At 41.8% G+C, this 16,747-nt stretch carries 17 protein-coding genes, 1 tRNA gene and 1 riboswitch; of the genes, 4 read left to right on the top strand and 14 right to left on the bottom strand.

The window, feature by feature from the left end; genetic code table 11:
- From CFS04_RS09840 to CFS04_RS09850, 3 genes are all read right to left on the bottom strand, one after another.
- Window positions 1–954 (bottom strand): magnesium transporter CorA family protein, encoded by a 954-nt coding sequence (locus tag CFS04_RS09840; protein WP_088810525.1) that lies wholly within the window; start codon window positions 952–954, stop codon window positions 1–3.
- A gap of 66 nt (window positions 955–1,020) precedes the next feature.
- Window positions 1,021–1,863, bottom strand: coding sequence for a VOC family protein (locus tag CFS04_RS09845; RefSeq protein WP_088810526.1), 843 nt, complete (start codon window positions 1,861–1,863; stop codon window positions 1,021–1,023).
- A 71-nt stretch (window positions 1,864–1,934) separates the two neighbouring features.
- Window positions 1,935–3,338 carry an amino acid permease gene (locus CFS04_RS09850; protein WP_088810527.1) on the bottom strand — a complete coding sequence of 468 codons (1,404 nt, stop codon included), beginning with the start codon at window positions 3,336–3,338 and terminating at the stop codon, window positions 1,935–1,937.
- Between the two features lie 185 nt (window positions 3,339–3,523).
- Here CFS04_RS09850 and CFS04_RS09855 point away from each other — a divergent pair, with 185 nt between their 5' ends.
- Window positions 3,524–5,347, top strand: a complete 1,824-nt coding sequence (locus tag CFS04_RS09855; protein ID WP_088810528.1) for an LTA synthase family protein — start codon at window positions 3,524–3,526, stop codon at window positions 5,345–5,347.
- Between the two features lie 26 nt (window positions 5,348–5,373).
- On the opposite strand, the gene CFS04_RS09860 is transcribed toward CFS04_RS09855, so the two are convergent.
- The gene (locus CFS04_RS09860; protein ID WP_088810618.1) at window positions 5,374–6,099 is read right to left on the bottom strand and encodes a hypothetical protein; all 726 of its coding nucleotides are present in this window, start codon (window positions 6,097–6,099) and stop codon (window positions 5,374–5,376) included.
- Window positions 6,100–6,202: 103 nt separating this feature from the next.
- On the bottom strand, window positions 6,203–6,847 hold the full coding sequence (locus CFS04_RS09865) for a redox-sensing transcriptional repressor Rex (protein WP_088810529.1): 645 nt from the start codon (window positions 6,845–6,847) through the stop codon (window positions 6,203–6,205).
- A 283-nt stretch (window positions 6,848–7,130) separates the two neighbouring features.
- Between CFS04_RS09865 and CFS04_RS09870 the strand changes: the two genes are divergently transcribed.
- Window positions 7,131–9,092 carry an ABC-F family ATP-binding cassette domain-containing protein gene (locus CFS04_RS09870; RefSeq protein WP_088810530.1) on the top strand — a complete coding sequence of 654 codons (1,962 nt, stop codon included), beginning with the start codon at window positions 7,131–7,133 and terminating at the stop codon, window positions 9,090–9,092.
- 34 nt (window positions 9,093–9,126) lie between these two features.
- On the opposite strand, the gene tsaD is transcribed toward CFS04_RS09870, so the two are convergent.
- The 8 genes from tsaD to CFS04_RS09910 all read right to left on the bottom strand — a co-directional run bounded on the left by tsaD (window position 9,127) and on the right by CFS04_RS09910 (window position 14,246).
- Window positions 9,127–10,152, bottom strand: coding sequence for a tRNA (adenosine(37)-N6)-threonylcarbamoyltransferase complex transferase subunit TsaD (gene tsaD / locus CFS04_RS09875; RefSeq protein WP_088810531.1), 1,026 nt, complete (start codon window positions 10,150–10,152; stop codon window positions 9,127–9,129).
- On the bottom strand, window positions 10,149–10,592 hold the full coding sequence (gene rimI, locus CFS04_RS09880) for a ribosomal protein S18-alanine N-acetyltransferase (RefSeq protein ID WP_088810532.1): 444 nt from the start codon (window positions 10,590–10,592) through the stop codon (window positions 10,149–10,151). The genes tsaD and rimI overlap by 4 nt, the downstream gene beginning before the upstream one ends.
- Window positions 10,589–11,278 (bottom strand): tRNA (adenosine(37)-N6)-threonylcarbamoyltransferase complex dimerization subunit type 1 TsaB, encoded by a 690-nt coding sequence (tsaB, locus tag CFS04_RS09885; RefSeq protein WP_088810533.1) that lies wholly within the window; start codon window positions 11,276–11,278, stop codon window positions 10,589–10,591. The genes rimI and tsaB overlap by 4 nt, the downstream gene beginning before the upstream one ends.
- A complete protein-coding gene (tsaE, locus tag CFS04_RS09890) occupies window positions 11,275–11,733 on the bottom strand; it encodes a tRNA (adenosine(37)-N6)-threonylcarbamoyltransferase complex ATPase subunit type 1 TsaE (protein ID WP_088810619.1) in 459 nt (152 codons plus the stop codon). The genes tsaB and tsaE overlap by 4 nt, the downstream gene beginning before the upstream one ends.
- An 84-nt stretch (window positions 11,734–11,817) precedes the next feature.
- Window positions 11,818–12,921, bottom strand: a complete 1,104-nt coding sequence (locus CFS04_RS09895) for a hypothetical protein (protein ID WP_088810534.1) — start codon at window positions 12,919–12,921, stop codon at window positions 11,818–11,820.
- A 143-nt stretch (window positions 12,922–13,064) separates the two neighbouring features.
- On the bottom strand, window positions 13,065–13,433 hold the full coding sequence (locus CFS04_RS09900; RefSeq protein WP_088810535.1) for a hypothetical protein: 369 nt from the start codon (window positions 13,431–13,433) through the stop codon (window positions 13,065–13,067).
- Between the two features lie 86 nt (window positions 13,434–13,519).
- Entirely contained in the window at window positions 13,520–13,876 is a 357-nt protein-coding gene (gene crcB / locus CFS04_RS09905) for a fluoride efflux transporter CrcB (RefSeq protein WP_088810536.1), read from the bottom strand.
- A complete protein-coding gene (locus CFS04_RS09910) occupies window positions 13,869–14,246 on the bottom strand; it encodes a CrcB family protein (protein WP_088810537.1) in 378 nt (125 codons plus the stop codon). The genes crcB and CFS04_RS09910 overlap by 8 nt, the downstream gene beginning before the upstream one ends.
- A 54-nt stretch (window positions 14,247–14,300) precedes the next feature.
- A riboswitch (Fluoride riboswitch) is annotated at window positions 14,301–14,361 on the bottom strand.
- 110 nt (window positions 14,362–14,471) lie between these two features.
- Between CFS04_RS09910 and CFS04_RS09915 the strand changes: the two genes are divergently transcribed.
- Together CFS04_RS09915 and CFS04_RS09920 are read left to right on the top strand one after the other, a co-directional pair.
- A tRNA-Leu gene (locus tag CFS04_RS09915) sits at window positions 14,472–14,555 on the top strand.
- A gap of 175 nt (window positions 14,556–14,730) precedes the next feature.
- Window positions 14,731–15,456, top strand: a complete 726-nt coding sequence (locus CFS04_RS09920; RefSeq protein ID WP_088810538.1) for an endonuclease/exonuclease/phosphatase family protein — start codon at window positions 14,731–14,733, stop codon at window positions 15,454–15,456.
- 28 nt (window positions 15,457–15,484) lie between these two features.
- Here CFS04_RS09920 and CFS04_RS09925 read toward each other — a convergent pair whose 3' ends face one another.
- Window positions 15,485–16,747: a hydroxymethylglutaryl-CoA reductase, degradative gene (locus tag CFS04_RS09925; RefSeq protein WP_088810539.1), complete on the bottom strand. Its 1,263-nt coding sequence runs from the start codon at window positions 16,745–16,747 to the stop codon at window positions 15,485–15,487.

Raw genomic sequence — 16,747 nt, forward strand, 5'->3', positions numbered from 1 at the left:
CTAGAAATATTTTTTTCGCCAAAAAATAACTGTTACAAGTAGTGTCAGAATAATTGTAAATAGCATAATACCTGAGAAAGCATTTGCCTCATGAGCGAAAGGTAGCTTCACATTCATCCCGTAAATGCTTCCGACAATCGTTGGGAGAGATAAAATAATCGTAAAAGACGTTAAAAACTTCATCACCATGTTTAAATTATTTGAAATAACGGATGAAAAAATATCTGACATGCCGCTTATAATTTGTGTGTATGTATCCGTCATCGCAATTGCTTGTTTATTTTCAATCACAACATCGCGAAGTAAATCATGGTTGCCTTGATTTTGCATAAAATGCTCCACATCTTGCATCTTATCTAAAATCGCTTTATTCGATTGTAATGCTGTAGCAAAAAACACCAGACTCTTTTGAACTGCCATAAACGCGTACAGCTGTTCATTTTTCATAGATTGCTTAATTTTCCCTTCAAGTTCATTCATTAAATGAATCAGTTTATCTAAATATTTTAAATAAAAATAAGAAACCGCATAAAGAATTTGTAGTAAAAACCGCGTATGATTAGCCGTATCATAATAATCGATTGGCGTTTCAATAATCGATGTTAAAACAGGAACTTCGCGTATCGAAATCGTCATAAAAATATCATCTGCTAAAACAATTCCGATTGGCATCGTTTCGTATGTGGTGTAGCCCATTTCATCTTTTGTCGCGTAAGGACAGTCAACAATGACAAGCGAATGGCGTTTTTCTTCCTCCGTACGCTTCAATTCAATTCGTGACCGTTCCTCCTCATCAAGCGCATCATGAAAATAATGTTTAGGTATGTGATACATAGCGCTCAGTTCTTCAATCTCAGATGCGGACGGTGAAACGACTTTAATCCAACTTCCCTTTTTAGCGGCTTCCAATTTTTTCATTTCTTGCTTGCCGTGTGCTGTATAGAATTCTATCATTTGGCTTCCCCCGTTTATCCAAAAAGATAACTTTATTCTATCAACTTTTTGACAATTTGTCTTTTCCTAAATTTGGGGTTCTTGCAACATAATTAAAATTCCGTTTGGATCGCTTACTTGCACACCAAAATGGCGTTTTTCCATTTTAAATCCGGCTTTCGCAAGACGCGTTTCCCATTCTTTGAATTTAGACGTTACAATTGTAAAATAGGCCAAGCCCGTTTCATTTTCCGCGCGCGGCAGCAAGTTTGTTCCTGCCCAAATATTACTGCCAATATGGTGATGATAACGACCTTCTGCAAAAAAGCGGGCAGACGGGATTTTGGTTTGAATGTTTAAACCGAGAATATTTCCGTAAAATTCTTCTGTTGCTTCGATATCGCTCACTTGCAAATGAACGTGTCCGATTTTCGTTTCTGGGTGAATCTGGTGGAACTCTTCTCGCGTAGCTGCATCAATAATTGCGTCCGCATCGACTTCTTCAGTTACTGCGGGATACGTGCCGTCTTCGTTAATGCGCCATTTGGCAAAGGGGCGATCGCGGTAAATCTCGATGCCATTCCCTTCTGGATCAGCTAAATAAATGGCCTCACTGTATGCATGGTCGCCCGCTCCACTAAGCGGATACTTCGATTTGATCAAATGAATCAGCATATCGCCAAGCGCCGCACGATTGGGCACTAAAAAAGCCGTATGAAATAAACCTGTTCGCGGCATGTTGGGGCGCACTCCATTTGTTAGTTTTTCTAGAACAAGAAGTGTGTCGCCATCGTTTTTCGCGCCAAACAGCACCTTTTCCTCTGACTCCGCTTGTTTAACAAGACCGATAACCTCTGCATAAAAAGCCGCCATTTTGGCTAAATCTGCCACCTTTAAAACCACTGCCCCTAACTTAAACTCGTCGCTCATTCTACATTTCTCCTTTAATATTGGTTCCTTCTATTACATCATATGGGAGGAAAAAATGCGAATGATTAAACTTACTTTTTGTAAGTCTCTTGTTTTTCTAGTGTGCTGTGTTTCTTCCCATATCCAAAATAAATAATAACCCCAATAACAAACCAAATGCCACATACAATCCAAGTAAGCGTCGCTAGGCGTGTAATAAGGAAACCACAAAGTAAGAAGGACACAATTGGTAACACGGGATAGAACGGCGTTTTAAAGCTTCCAGGCGCAATTTCTTTATTTTTTCGTAAAAATAAAATGCCGAGAGAAACCATCATAAACGCAATTAAAGTCCCCATATTCACAAGCTCTGCTAATTTCCCAAGCGGAACAAGTCCGGCCAAAATAGCGACAACTGATGCATAAATCCATGTATTTTTAACAGGTGTGCTATGTTTTGGATTAATTTCAGCTAGCATCTTCGGCAGTAGGCCATCTCGACCTAGCGCATAGACTAAACGCGTGCCGCCGTATGTCATAACAAGAATGACCGTAAGCATTCCAACAACTGCCCCTAAAGAAATAATTCCTGCTATCCAGTCTTGATTGATGACTTGCAGTGCAAAAGCAACGGGGTCTGTTACATTTAATTCTGTATAAGGTACAATACCCGTTAAAACAACAGATACAAGCATATAAAGAATTGTGCAAATTAAAAGTGAACCGATAATTCCAATTGGCATATTGCGTTTTGGATTTTTCACTTCTTCTGCGGCACTTGAAACCGCGTCAAATCCTAAATATGCAAAGAAAACAAGCGCGGCTCCGTTTAGGACGCCACTGAAACCGAATGGCATGAACGGTTGCCAATTGGCTGGTTTCACATAAAATGCCCCGACGATAATGAAAAGCAGAATGACGCTCACTTTTAAAATAACCATGACGGTATTCACACGAGTAGATTCACGAATACCTTTAGTAAGCAGAAAAGCAACGATGAAGATGATTAGAATTGCAGGAATGTTGACATATGTCCCTTCGGCCGGATTAAATGGTCCCGAAATGGCGGTTGGAATTTCGAGATGAAAGCCTTTCAAAAAGGCATTTAAGTAAGAGGACCAACCGCTTGCGACAGACGCGACGGCTAGGCCATATTCAAGAAGGAGCGCCCAACCGAGTACCCATGCGATAAATTCACCGAAAATCACGTAGCCATATGTGTAGGCACTGCCTGCAACTGGCACAGAGGATGCGAATTCTGAATAACAAAGCGCAGCAAGTGCGCAAACAACGGCGGCAATCACAAATGAAAAGACAATGGCAGGTCCTGAATGCATTGCAGCAACAGTACCTGGTAAAATGAATATCCCCGTCCCGACGATGGCACCGACACCAAGGAGCATTAAATCAAATGCGCCAAGCGTTTGTTTTAGTCGAATATGTCCTCCTTTATTTGGTAATAATTCCTCAATTGATTTTTTTCTAAAAATAGACATCTGAAATCCCCTTAATGTAAAAAATTATTTTTTCTCATCATACCCTTTCGCACTTTAAAGGTCAATAGTGTTAAAGTGCCAACTTGTAAAATTCTCCGCAATATTTGCACTTCAAAATCGGGTGCGTTAAAATAGATATAATTGGGGAAACTTAACCTATTTTTTAAAAGAAAGAGGCTTTTATCTTGTTAATTATTTATTTGATTTTAATTGTTGGTCAATTTGCCTTAGCCTATTTCCAAGTTTTTCAAGATCCAAATTGGCTTAGCTTTATGGCCGATTTATCGTTTGTCCTTATTTTACTGCTTCTCATACATGCTTTTGTACGTCCTCGTGCGCAAGTTTATGTTTATGCGGGTCTAACATGTTTTCTTGGAATATTGATGCTTGTTTTCGTTCTTTATGGACGGTTTTACAATGAAATTCCAACTTATCACAGCCTTTCTTTAATTGGTGAAGTCGGCGTTGTCAAAGATAGCGCAACTAGCTTATTGAAATGGTACGATTGGCTATTTTTTGCGAATCTTCTCTTGTTACCAGTTGTTCTTTATTTGGACTTAAAAAAAGGTGTGCGTTTTAAAACTTTCCAAATAAAAAGACGAACTTTTGGCATCTCGCTTGCTGTTCTTCTGCTTCTAATTGGATTTTTCACTTATGATATGATGAATAAAAATATTATTAGTGATACGAAACGCGCTGAAAAGATGGGTGTGTTTACCTTTAATGTAGCTACGGCTTTTACTGGAACGACCGATGTTCGGGCGGCTGATATTACAGCAGATAATATCCGTACGATAAAAGGCGTTGAAGTTAAAAAGAATCCGGACTACTACGGCATTGCAAAAGGGAAAAACTTAATTATTATCCAGTTAGAATCCTTCCAGCGCAACTTGACGGGTGTAAAACTAAACGGGCAATCCGTCACGCCAACACTCGACAAATTGGAAGGCGAAACGCTCTACTCGGATTCGTTTTTCCAAACGGTTTCAAAATCTAATACGGCTGATGCGGAATGGTCTGTGTATACCTCCACCTTCCCTAGCGGCTACTATACGAATACGCAAACTTACGGTGACCGCGTTATTCCATCATTACCGCGGACGCTTTCTAAGAAAGGTTATCAGACGGCAACCTTCCACACGAACGACGCGAGTTTCTATAATCGGGACAATTTTTATCCAGCAGTAGGGTTTGATAAGTTTTATGATCGCTCGTTCTTTGGCGATGATGATGTTATTGGCTTTTCGCCGAGCGATGAGGTTTTATACAATAAGGCGATGCCAATTTTAGAAGAACATTATCAAAACGATGAAAACTTCTATGCGCAACTTATTTCGGTTAGCAGTCATATGCCATTTAATATTCCAGAGAGCAAGCAATCGCTTAACCTTCCGAAAAACTTGGAAGGCACAGAGCTTGGGAACTATTTCCAAGCCGTGCACTATGCGGACAAACAGCTTGGTGCATTTATTAATAAATTGAAGAAAAATGGTATTTGGGATGATTCTGTCGTTGTGATGTACGGTGACCACCATATCATTGATACGGCAAAGCTTACAGATGACCAAAAAAGCTACGTCAATCGTTCTAGTGAGCTAAAAGCGCAGCCTGCTGATGACTACCGGATTCCGTTCTACCTCCACATTCCGGGCGTTGAAAAGACAGGCAAGATTGATAATATCGGCGGCGAAATTGACGTAATGCCAACCGTTCTCAATCTTCTTGGGATTAAAGCAACTGACCAGATTATGTTTGGGGAGGACATCTTAAATACGCAAACGAATTTTGTGCCAGAACGCTACACAATGCCAGAAGGTAGCTACATGGCAAATGATTATATGTATGAACCAGACGAAAGTTTTGAAACGGGCAAAGCCACTTATTATAACGGCGGAAATAAAGAACTCTCTGCTGATATCAAAAAACGTTTTGAAGCAAGTCGAAAACTACTCCAGTATTCTGATAGTTATGTAGACAATTTGCCGAAACAAAAAGATGTTGAAAAATAGTTTCTATAAAAAAAGATGAGCTCGGATTATCTTCCGAGCTCATCTTTTTTATTTGTCCGTTTAAATTCAAATTGTTTCATCCACGGGCGACCTTTTTTTAGCGCCCAGTATCCGATAATGGCCATAACTAATGCGCCAATGATGTCGACAATAACGTCTGTCATGGTATCCGTGAGAGCAGCCCGCCCAACGAGTGGCGTTCCGTTAGAGAGTTCGAAGCGCTGCATATTTAAACCTAAAAGAGCATCGAATGTATACTCATACACTTCCCAGAAAGCGCCGAGCGTTACCGCGAAACAGAAAGAAAATATCGCAACAAAGCCGGGCTTCATGTTCATGACGACTTTATCGTTAGCATTGAGTAAACTCACAAAAGAAAAGCCTATTGCGCCTAGCATCGCACCACTAAACGTATGCAATATTTTATCCCAGTGAGGTACATTCGCATAAAATTGTTGAATGGTTCCAAGATAAATTGAGGCGTATAGAAAAACGATAAACATGAGGTACACAAGCCCCGGAATTTCAAATTTAAATCGTCTAGAAACAATGGACGGTAAAGCTAAAATAATAATCCCTAAAATGATTTCTACCAGTAAGAAAATATAATCACTTCGGAGCGTTACTTTTGGTCCTGTTGCTGGTTGTGACGCGGGGGCAGTAAAAATTTCAAAGATGGTCACAATCATCGAAATCCCCATGGATACAAAAATAAAAAGGGCAACCCACTGCGTCCAATTTAATTTTTTCAGTCGTTTCATTCATTTCACCTCTTATAAGAAACCAGCACTCTTAAGCGCTGGTTCAGATAGTTACATCAAAGTTCTTTTATTTTTGAGCTTCTTAAGCTGCGTTTTAATTTTTAGATGGATAGTTTTCTAGGAAGTAAATTAATGTTTGTAATTCAGTTGTCAAATCAATATGATGGACGCGTACTTGTTTTGGCACGCTAATACGTGCTGGCGTAAAGTTTAGAATCCCCTTCACGTCTGCTTCGATCAATTTATCCACCGTTGTTTGAGCTTCATCAGATGGTACAGTTAAAATGACCACTTCAACATTATTTTCTTTTAAAATTTCTTCCATATCATTTAAATGATAAATTGGAATATCTTGTTGGACGGTACCTACTTTTGCAGGAGCTACATCAAATGCAGCACAAACGCGAATATTATTGTTTTTCATGAAGTTATAATGAAGTAGTGCGGTTCCAAGATTCCCTACACCGATAATGGCAACGTTCGTTTCTTTATCTTGGCTGAGCGTTTTTCCAAAAAAGTCAAGAATATAAGAAACATTATAACCATATCCTTTCTTGCCGAGTGCGCCGAAATATGAGAAATCGCGGCGAATTGTTGCGGAATCCACTTTTACAGCTTCACTTAACTCTGCCGAAGATACACGTTCTTTTCCTGATTCATGTAGATATTTCAAATAGCGATGATATAACGGTAAGCGTTTTGCTGTCGCCTGTGGAATTTTTGTCGTTTCATCCATCATGCCAATTAGTCCCTTCTTCCTGATAAAATATGGTTCGTTTTCAAGCAAAATGACTGCTCTTTCCTTCACATGCTTGCTTATATACTATAAACATTTCACATAAAATGCACAAACTTTTTGCTCACACATTTAGAAAACCTTTATTTTATCAGTATTTATTTTGTTTACCTGCTCTCATTGTATCGTAAAATCACAATTAATGCTAATGATTTCACAAAATCAAATGTGTGATTGCAACGGGCTCACCTTTACGCTAAACTAGAAAGAGATAGGGGAGAAAAATATGATTCTTTTGCAAGTACAACAAATTGCGAAGTACTTTGGTGCGGAAACGATTTTAGAAAATATAAAATTAGAAATTAAAACAAATGACCGGATTGCGCTAGTTGGCAGAAACGGGGCGGGAAAATCAACGCTTCTGAAAATCATTGCGGGGCAGACTTCATATGATGCGGGGCAAATTTCAAAGCCGAAAAATGTGCGGATTGGCTACTTGGCGCAAAATACGGGGCTTGAGTCGAGCAAGACGATTTGGAATGAAATGCTGACTGTTTTTGAAGACTTGCGTAACATGGAACGCGAGCTGCGCGAGATGGAGCTTAAAATGGCGGACAGCGGTATATACGCGGATGCTGAGACGGCAAGGCAGGCTTTGGATAGTTACGATGAACTGCAACACCTTTTCAAGGAACGCGGCGGCTATACGTATGAAGCGGAAATTCGTTCGGTGCTACATGGTCTCCATTTTTTTGAAGAGGATTATGAAAAATTAGTCGCGGCTTTAAGTGGTGGGCAGAAAACTAGGCTTGCACTTGCGAAACTACTTTTATCCAAACAAGATCTTTTGATTTTAGATGAGCCGACCAACCATTTGGATATTGCGACGCTTTCGTGGCTTGAGGGGTATTTGCAAAATTATGCGGGCGCGCTGCTCATCGTTTCGCACGACCGCTATTTTTTGGACCGCGTGGTAAACCAAGTTTATGAGATTTCCCGGACAAAAATCACTCACTATGTTGGAAATTACAGTCGTTTTCTTGTTTTAAAACAGGAGCAGCTTGAAAAAGACTGGAAGGAATTCGAGAAACAACAGACGGAAATTGCCAAATTGGAAGACTTTGTTGCTCGGAATATTGTTCGTGCATCGACAACGAAACGGGCGCAAAGCCGGCGGAAGAAACTGGAAAAAATGGACCGATTAGATCGGCCGGCGGGAAATGAAAAAGCGGCCCATTTTGGTTTTCAATTTGACCGCACGCCAGGCAATGACATTTTATTTGTCGAAGATGTTGCAATTGGCTATTCGAAAGACAAATTGGTGGCGCAAAATGTTCGGTTTGAAATGAAGCGCGGTGATAGTATTGCACTTGTTGGGCCAAACGGAATTGGCAAGTCTACCCTTTTAAAGTCACTCATTCGTGAAATCCCTGTTTTAAAGGGCGATTTTCGTTTTGGCGCTGGCGTTAAAATCGGGTATTACGACCAAGAACAAGCTAAGCTTTCTTCCAAAAAGACGATTTTACAAGAACTTTGGGATGAATATCCTGAACTAGACGAGAAAGCGGTCCGCACCACACTTGGAAATTTCCTTTTTTCAGAAGATGATGTTTTAAAAATTGTGGATACGCTTAGTGGCGGCGAAAAGGCCCGCTTGGCGCTTTCAAAGCTGACGCTACTCGGGGCAAACGTGCTTATTCTCGATGAGCCGACCAACCATTTGGATATTGAAAGTAAGGAAGTTTTGGAGGCGGCACTCATTGATTTTGAAGGCACGATTTTGTTCGTTTCGCATGACCGCTACTTCATTAACCGCATCGCACAAGATATTATTGAGCTTAGTCCGACTGGGGCGACGCGCTATTTAGGCGACTATGACTACTATCAGGAGAAAATTGCGGAAAACAGAGAAATTGCGCGTCTTGAAATGGAAGAGAAACTTCGGAAAGGCGAAATGCCAGCACAAGCGGAAAATCCTTCTAACAAGGCGGCGTACCAGCAAAGCAAGGAAGCGCAAAAATTATTACGGCAAAAAACACGAAAGCTTGCTGAGATTGAGGAAAAAATGGAAGAATGCGATGCGAAAATCGCTTCGCTCGAACATGAGTTGACACTTCCAACGGTTTTTAACGACCACGAAAAAAGTTACGCGATTACCGAAGAATTGGATGCCATTAAACAAGTTGCCGAAGCCTTAATGGCCGACTGGGAAATCGTGAGTGAGGAAATTGAAGAATTGAATGCATAGAAAAAAGCTAGGACGAAAATTCGTCCTAGCTTTTTTAAACTTCTTCAAATAACAAACCGGGTTTGGCATTTAAGGCTAAGTTGCCGAATTTGCCTTCTTCATAGGCTACCGTTCCTGCTGCTGCAATCATGGCGGCATTGTCTCCGCAAAGTGAAAGCGGCGGGATGACCAATTGGACGGCTGGAATTTCAAGTTCTGCTTCTTGAATCATTCGTTCGCGTAAGCCTTGGTTTGCCGCAACACCGCCTGCAAGAAGCAATTGTTTAACGCCGTATTCTTTTGCGGCAGCAATTGTTTTGGTGACTAAGACGTCGACAACGCTCGCCTGGAAGCTAGCTGCTAGATCAGCAGGACTTGGTTCTAAGTTTTTTTGGCGCATATTATGGAGCAAATTAATAAACGCAGATTTTAAGCCACTGAAGCTAAAATCGTAGCTGCCATCGTCCATCATCGCACGTGGAAAGTGGAATGTGTCTTCCCCTTCTCTTGCTAGATGGTCGATCTGGACTCCGCCAGGATAAGGCAAACCAAGCGTTCGCGCCACTTTATCGTATGCCTCACCAGCTGCGTCATCGCGCGTTTCTCCGATAATCTCAAAATCATTATGTTCTTTCATCAAAACAAGCTCTGTGTGTCCTCCGCTTACGACAAGCGCAAGCAGCGGAAACTGCATCTCGGTTTCAAAGCGGTTCGCGTAAATATGGCCGGCGATGTGATGCACGGGAATGAGCGGTTTTTGGTGCGAAAAAGCTAGCGTTTTAGCGGCGTTCACCCCAATGAGTAGCGCTCCCACAAGACCAGGTCCTTCTGTTACGGCAATCCCGTCTACGTCATCTAACGTGACATTCGCCTGATTTAGCGCCTCTTCGATTACAATGGTAATTTGTTCGACGTGGTGCCTCGAGGCAATTTCAGGTACGACGCCGCCAAAGCGTTTATGGCTCTCAATTTGGGAGGCAACGACGTTCGATAAAATTTCCGTGCCGCCTTTTACGATGGCAGCAGCTGTTTCATCGCAGCTTGATTCAATGCCTAAAATAATCGTTTCATTTTTCGTCATGATAAATTCACCCACATTACAAGCGCATCTTCGTCGTTATCTGGATAGTAACGTTTGCGAATTGCGCCGTTTTGAAAATTAAATTTCCGATATAAATTTTGCGCCCGCGTATTGGATACGCGCACTTCAAGCGTCATGTTTATGACACCGTTCTGCTTTGCTAAATCTAACAGCGCTTTTAGTAGCGCCTCGCCGTATTTTTGCCCTTGGAAGTCGGGATGAATAGCGACATTCGTAATATGCCCCTCGTCAAGTACGAGCCAAACGCCACCGTAGCCAATGATTCGCCCGTCTAAAACGGCTAGTAAATAATGGGCAAATTGGTTGATTGTGAATTCATTTAAAAAGGCTTCACGCGACCACGGGGAACTGAATACAGCATGCTCAATTTGGAGCAGCGCTTCGATATCTTCTTGCGTTGCTTTTTCAAAAGAAATCATGCTTTCTTCCTCGCTTCGAGCCACTTGCTTTCGGCTTCGGCAAGTTTCAAATAGTCAGGCGTGAAATTCGTTGCCTCCGTGCCGCTTTCGTGTTGAGCGAGCGCGACAAGACTAGCTGCCCGCGCAAAATTTGTGTCGGCGCTAGCAAACACTGCATGTTGCCCGAGTTCGCCCGCAATTCGGTTTTGCAAATTCGGCGGGATTGCACCGATAAATAGAATTTTTTCAGTCGTCCCGCTAAAGTTTGCGAGCAATTCGGTTAGCGCAATATGCTGGTCGGGGAGCAAATTTTCGAGCGCATCACCTTGACGGTAGACGCCCGCATAAACGTTCTCGCGCCGCGCATCCATCAGCGCCACAATTTTCCCCGGGAAGTACATCCCACTTTTGGCTAAAATTTGAAGAGACGAAATGCCTACGATAGGAATATTCAAATCCCATGCCAGCGTCTTGGCTACCGTGACCCCAATTCGAAGCCCTGTATAAGACCCCGGGCCTTTAGAAACAGCAATTTTTGTTACATCGCTTACCGCCACGCCACATTCTTGCATTAGCTCCTGAATGGCCGGAAGAAGTCTTACGCTATGATTCTTTTTCAAATTTGTCGTCATTTCCCCAATGATTTGCCCTTCTGCTAAAAGTGCAATACTCATCGTATCTGTCGCTGTATCAATCCCTAATATCATTCTAAAACCTCCGTCAAGAAAGTCTTGTAACGCGTACCAACTGCCTCAAATTCCAAGTTTCGCTCATCATCTGAAACCCGTGAAATCGTAATTTTCAAATACTCGCTAGGTAAGGTTTCTGCGATATAGTGCGCCCATTCAACGACGCTTACACCATCGCCTAAAAAATATTCGTCAAAACCAAGTTCATCAGGCGATGCTTCTTCTAAACGGTAAACATCCATATGATAAAGCGGCAAGCGCCCGCTCGTATATTCACGAATTATAGTAAAGGTTGGACTTTTTACGAGCTGTGTAATACCTAGTCCTTCAGCAAGTCCTTTTGTAAAGGTAGTCTTTCCAGCGCCTAAATCGCCTTCAAGCAAAATAACGAACGAAGTATCTACATTTTGACCGATTTTTTTTGCCAGAGCGATTGTCTCTTCGGCATTTTTCGTGTGCTTTTTGACTTTCATTTTTTTCACCTGTCCATCGTTTTCTGTTCCTATCATACCATAGAACGCAAAAAAGAACAGCTTCCCAGCTGTTCTTTATCGCTTTTAAAAATTAGAATCTGATAAATCTTTGTCGCCGTACATGCTTTGGATCATCACGGTTTGAATGATTTTTTGAAGCTCATCTGTGCTTACAATTTCATCATCTTTCGGGAATGCAGGAATCTTTTTGAAAGCAACATTTTCGATTTTAAATGTGCCGCCTAGTTTCGTGTTGCTTTCTGTATCTTCTGCATTAATTTTCATTGTCATCGATTCAAATTTATCATCTTTACCTGGTTTCATCGACATTTTCAGGCTAACTTTAATATTTTTTTCTTTTTGCATATCTTTGATTGTATCTGCTAAATCTAAACGAAAATCTTCATATTCTTCGTCAAAATCCGTTACACTTCCTTGCGATTCAGCAATCGCTTTAACATCTTTTTTCACGCTATCTTCGCCAAGTGCTTTTTCAAAGTCCTTCATTAAGTTAACGAAATCTTTTTTAGTTAAAGTCGTTGTGATATTACCATTATCATCTTCTGTAAAACGATTTTCGTCCATACCGTTTAAGTAGTCTGTGATAATTTTATTCAATTTCTTTTGTAAATCTTCCATCGCTTTTGTAACTGATTCAGACGATTTAGTCGTTTTGTCACCTGTCTCCCCTAATGTTTCAGAAAGTTCAGATGTACTAATGTATTTATTTTTCAAATCTGGATAAGTTTGATTAATTTTAGAAAAAACCCCGCCAGTTTGTTGGTCAAGCAACGTCTTTAAATTATCGTCTGGATTAACGATTGTATCTAATGGAATATAAGCTTCCCCTGTTTTGTCGTTCATCAAAACGTCCACTTCAAGGTCAAAATTAAGCGCACCATCTGAGCTAAGATTGAATGCCACATAAGATTTTTCTGCTTTTTTATCGATAGATGTTGTTGCATCGAGCTGCATTTTCTTAAGCATTTCAATTGTGGATGCTTCACTACCATAAATATCATCTGACTCTAAATTATCAATTTTAAATGACATTTTTTGAGTATATTGATCTGGAACGTCAAGCGCTTTTGAATACGTGTCAGCAAATTTCTCTTGCGGCGTTTGCCCACAAGCTGTAAGTACTAACATTAAAACTAACATAATTGATAAAACTAACCCTTTTTTCATAAAAAAAATCCTCCTGTATGTATACTATGTACTATTTTAATCTACCACAATTTTATAACTAACACAATCGAATACAAAAAAATCTAGTCAATAACAAATAAAATTTTCATCATTTGTTAATAACTAGATTTTGCGTAATCCGTTTAGTCTTTTACGATTATTTTTGTTGCTGGAGCAGATATTGTTCCCGGAGACGGAGCAACTAACTTAACGTCTTCTGGAAAGACAGCTTGAAATTTAGTGCCCTTTTGGAGGTCAGTAGATTCCATTGTCTTGCCTGACTCATTCACAATAGAAGTTGAACTATTAAAAGTAAAGACAACATTAGAAGAATCATTTTCCGCTGCACCTTGCCAAGTTAGTATTCCCGAAGCCGTAATTTGGTTCCTACTCGTTATTTCACTCGCATCTGTTATACTTCCATCTAGGACTAAATAATTGACAGCATCATTGTTCGAACATGCTGTAAGAAGAAAAAGGCTCATCATCAAAATTGAAATAAATTTTTTCATTGTCTATCCTTTCACTTACTTGTTGTCCTTAGCATAGCATGGCTACAGCCTTTTTAACAAGTCCAAGCGGATTTCTTAAACAATTCTTATAGACTGCCTACAAAAAAGCCTAATCCAGCACATGAAATTCCTAACGCGTACGATAAAATCATATAGGCCGATAAAATTCCCGTTCTTTTTTGCAAGCGAAGCTCCGTGCATTCCACTTTAAAAGTCGAAAATGTTGTATAGCCACCCATAAATCCAGTTCCGATAAGGAGCTGCCACATATCAGAAAGCTGGCTCGAGATGAGTAGGCCTAGCAGAAAAGAACCTGAAAGATTGATGAGGAAGGTTGCCCACGGAAAATCGGTTTTCCACTTATTTTTCATCCAAACCGAGATCCCGTAACGTGTCATCCCGCCAAAAGCCGCGCCAATGCCCACAAGCAAAAAGTTAAGCATGTCGTCCCACCCACTTTGCAGAAAAGAAGTAACCGAGTTTCGCGAAGGCAAGGCCACCGAGCAAGCTGATTCCGATGTAGAGAGCAGCGATACTTATGTGCCCTGACTGGAGTAGCTGGATATTTTCCACGCTAAAGCTTGAAAATGTGGTGAACGCCCCGATAAACCCAGTTCCGAGCCCCGCTACTAGCTCCGGCCGCACTTTCGGATTCGTCGCAACCGCCTGCGTCACAACCGCAAGCAGAAAACACCCCACCAAATTCACCGTGAGTGTCGCGGCGGGAAACGCATTTCCACCTATAAGTAAACTAATCCCATAACGCGTCATGCCGCCTAGCGCGCTAAAGATGCCAACATATAAAAAATACATATTCATTCCTCCAATCAAAAACTCCTGTTGAAAAAAACATAGCCAACTATGTTTCTTTCAACAGGAGTCATCAGCGCAAAACGCAATAATAGCGAACTCCATCGCCTCTTTTACTATATGCTTTTAACGTTTTTTTTGCAAGAAAAATATTTATACAAAATCACTTATAATCGTTGACAAAACCGCTAAAAGAATACTATAATACTTTTTGTTGGTACAAATTACGCGGTCGTGGCGGAATCGGCAGACGCGCTAGGTTGAGGGCCTAGTGGGCATTAGCTCGTGGAGGTTCAAGTCCTCTCGGCCGCATCATGTATAAAAGAAGGATAAAGATTATTTAAATAATCTTTATCCTTTTTCTATTCCTCACCTCTCTTTGTTTCCTGTTTTAAAAAACTTCTAAATGATTTAAGAAGCAAAACGCTTTTTATTTTCTCAAAAAACGATACAATGAAAGCGAAACCAATTTATGGAGGCGAGTTGTATGAAGGTAGCCAGTTTTAATCTTTGTTGTGATGTTGAAAAAACGGGGGATATTGCTTGGTCCGTTAGATTGCCACTGATTCGGCAGATTATTCGCGAAGAAGCGTTTGATGTTTTTGGCGCGCAAGAACTTGTGCCGCATCAGTTGCGGGATTTAAATGTGGAGTCGCCGTATGCGCATTATAGCCTGTTTCGTGACGGCGGACAGACGGGCGAGGCCATTAGTATTTTCTACTTGAAAGCGCGGTTTGATTTGCTTGATACGGGCCATTTTTGGTTATCTGAAACCGAACAAATTCCGTCCGCTTATAAAGATGCCGCTTTTAAACGCACTTGCATTTGGGTGAAATTACTAGATACACAAACAGGCGACAGCTTTTATGTTTTTAACACACATTTTGATCACATATCCGCAGAAGCGCGTACATATTCCGCCAAACTGCTTCAAGAGCGGTTACCGCAAGATGCCCAACTTGTTTTGCTTGGCGATTTTAACTCCACCCGCGAATCTGAAGCCTTTCAAATTTTGAATGCAGCCTTCCAAAATGCTGGTGAAAATAATACGCAGGCCACATTTAATGGCTTTTCTACCGATGAAAAAGTTCACGAAGAAATCGATTTTATTTTCACAAAGCAATTTCGTATTAGGCAATTTTATGTTGTGACGAAAACATTTGACGGGCTTTTTGCGTCCGACCACTACCCTGTCGTTGCGGAAATCGAATGATACCTAGCTAACAAGCCCGCTAGAATCTCTAGCGGGCTTGTTTTATAATTTCTTTCGCAAAGCTCAAATTAATTTGCCCAGCCGCAAGCATTTTTTCAGCCACCATGTCAATTTCGGCGCCAGTTGCGCCAGCAGAAATGGCCGTTGATTTCGCTTGAAGTGACATGTGGCCGCGCTGAATTCCTTCTGTCACTAAGGCTTTTAAGGCGGCTAAATTTTGAGCAAGCCCAACAGAAACGGCTAACATCGCGAGCTCTTCGGCATTTTCCACCTTGGCGATTTTTTGTGCCAAAGTAGCAAGTGGCGAAATCGCGATGGAGCCGCCAACCGTTGCGACCGGCATCGGGAGTGTCAGTTCGCCGACTAAGTCGCCCGCTCCGTTCACAGCCCAGCTACTCATCGGCCTGTAGCGCCCGTCTTTTGCAGCGTAAGCGTGTGCGGCGGCGGAAATACTGCGGACGTCATTGCCGAACGCCAGCAAAATCGCGTCTACGCCGTTCATAATGCCTTTGTTGTGGGTCGCCGCCCTGTAAATATCCGCATCACTAAACGCAAAAGCCCTCACAATACGGTCACGCACCTCTTCACCACCCATATTTTTGCTTAAAAGGAGGTTTGCGGGAATCGTGCAAGTGGCGGTTGCCGTCGCCATGTCTGTTAAGTTCGATAATATTTTCATTTCGGCAGTTCCGCTTGTTAGGCGTTCGATTTCTGGTGCAAGCGCCTCGACCATCGTGTTAATCATGTTCGCCCCCATCGCTTCCCGTGTTTCCACATAGAGATGGACGACGAGCAGTTTTTCCTGCGCCGTTTCAATCTCGCGGACAACAATTTCCCGTGCGCCACCGCCGCGTTTTATAAGCGAAGGATACGCCGCATTCGCCGCATCAATTAGCGTCGCCTGCTGTTCTGCGATAGCCATTTTCGCGCGCTCAAAATTGGGCACACCGTACACGGCAATTTGTCCTGTCATCAGACGGCCGGAACTTGTGGCGACCATGCCACCGGAGCGGGCTATCAATTTGGAAGCGGAACTCATGGCGGCGATGACCGAAGGTTCTTCGGTTGCCATTGGGACGGCGTATTCTTTGCCGTTCATCACCATGTTTAAACCAAGACCGAGTGGAACTTGAAAGGTGCCAATCATATTTTCAATCATGTGATTCGCCGTTTCGAACGGGAGCGCGCCTTCTGCCTGTAAAGCGGCGAGTTCTTCGTCCGTCAAACCAGCGTATTCGCGAAGAATGGCGAGCCGTTCCTCCCGCGTTTTTTTATAGTATCCTGCAAACAT

Origin of the sequence: Listeria sp. ILCC796, assembly GCF_900186175.1 — a bacterium.
Lineage (GTDB): Bacteria > Bacillota > Bacilli > Lactobacillales > Listeriaceae > Listeria > Listeria goaensis.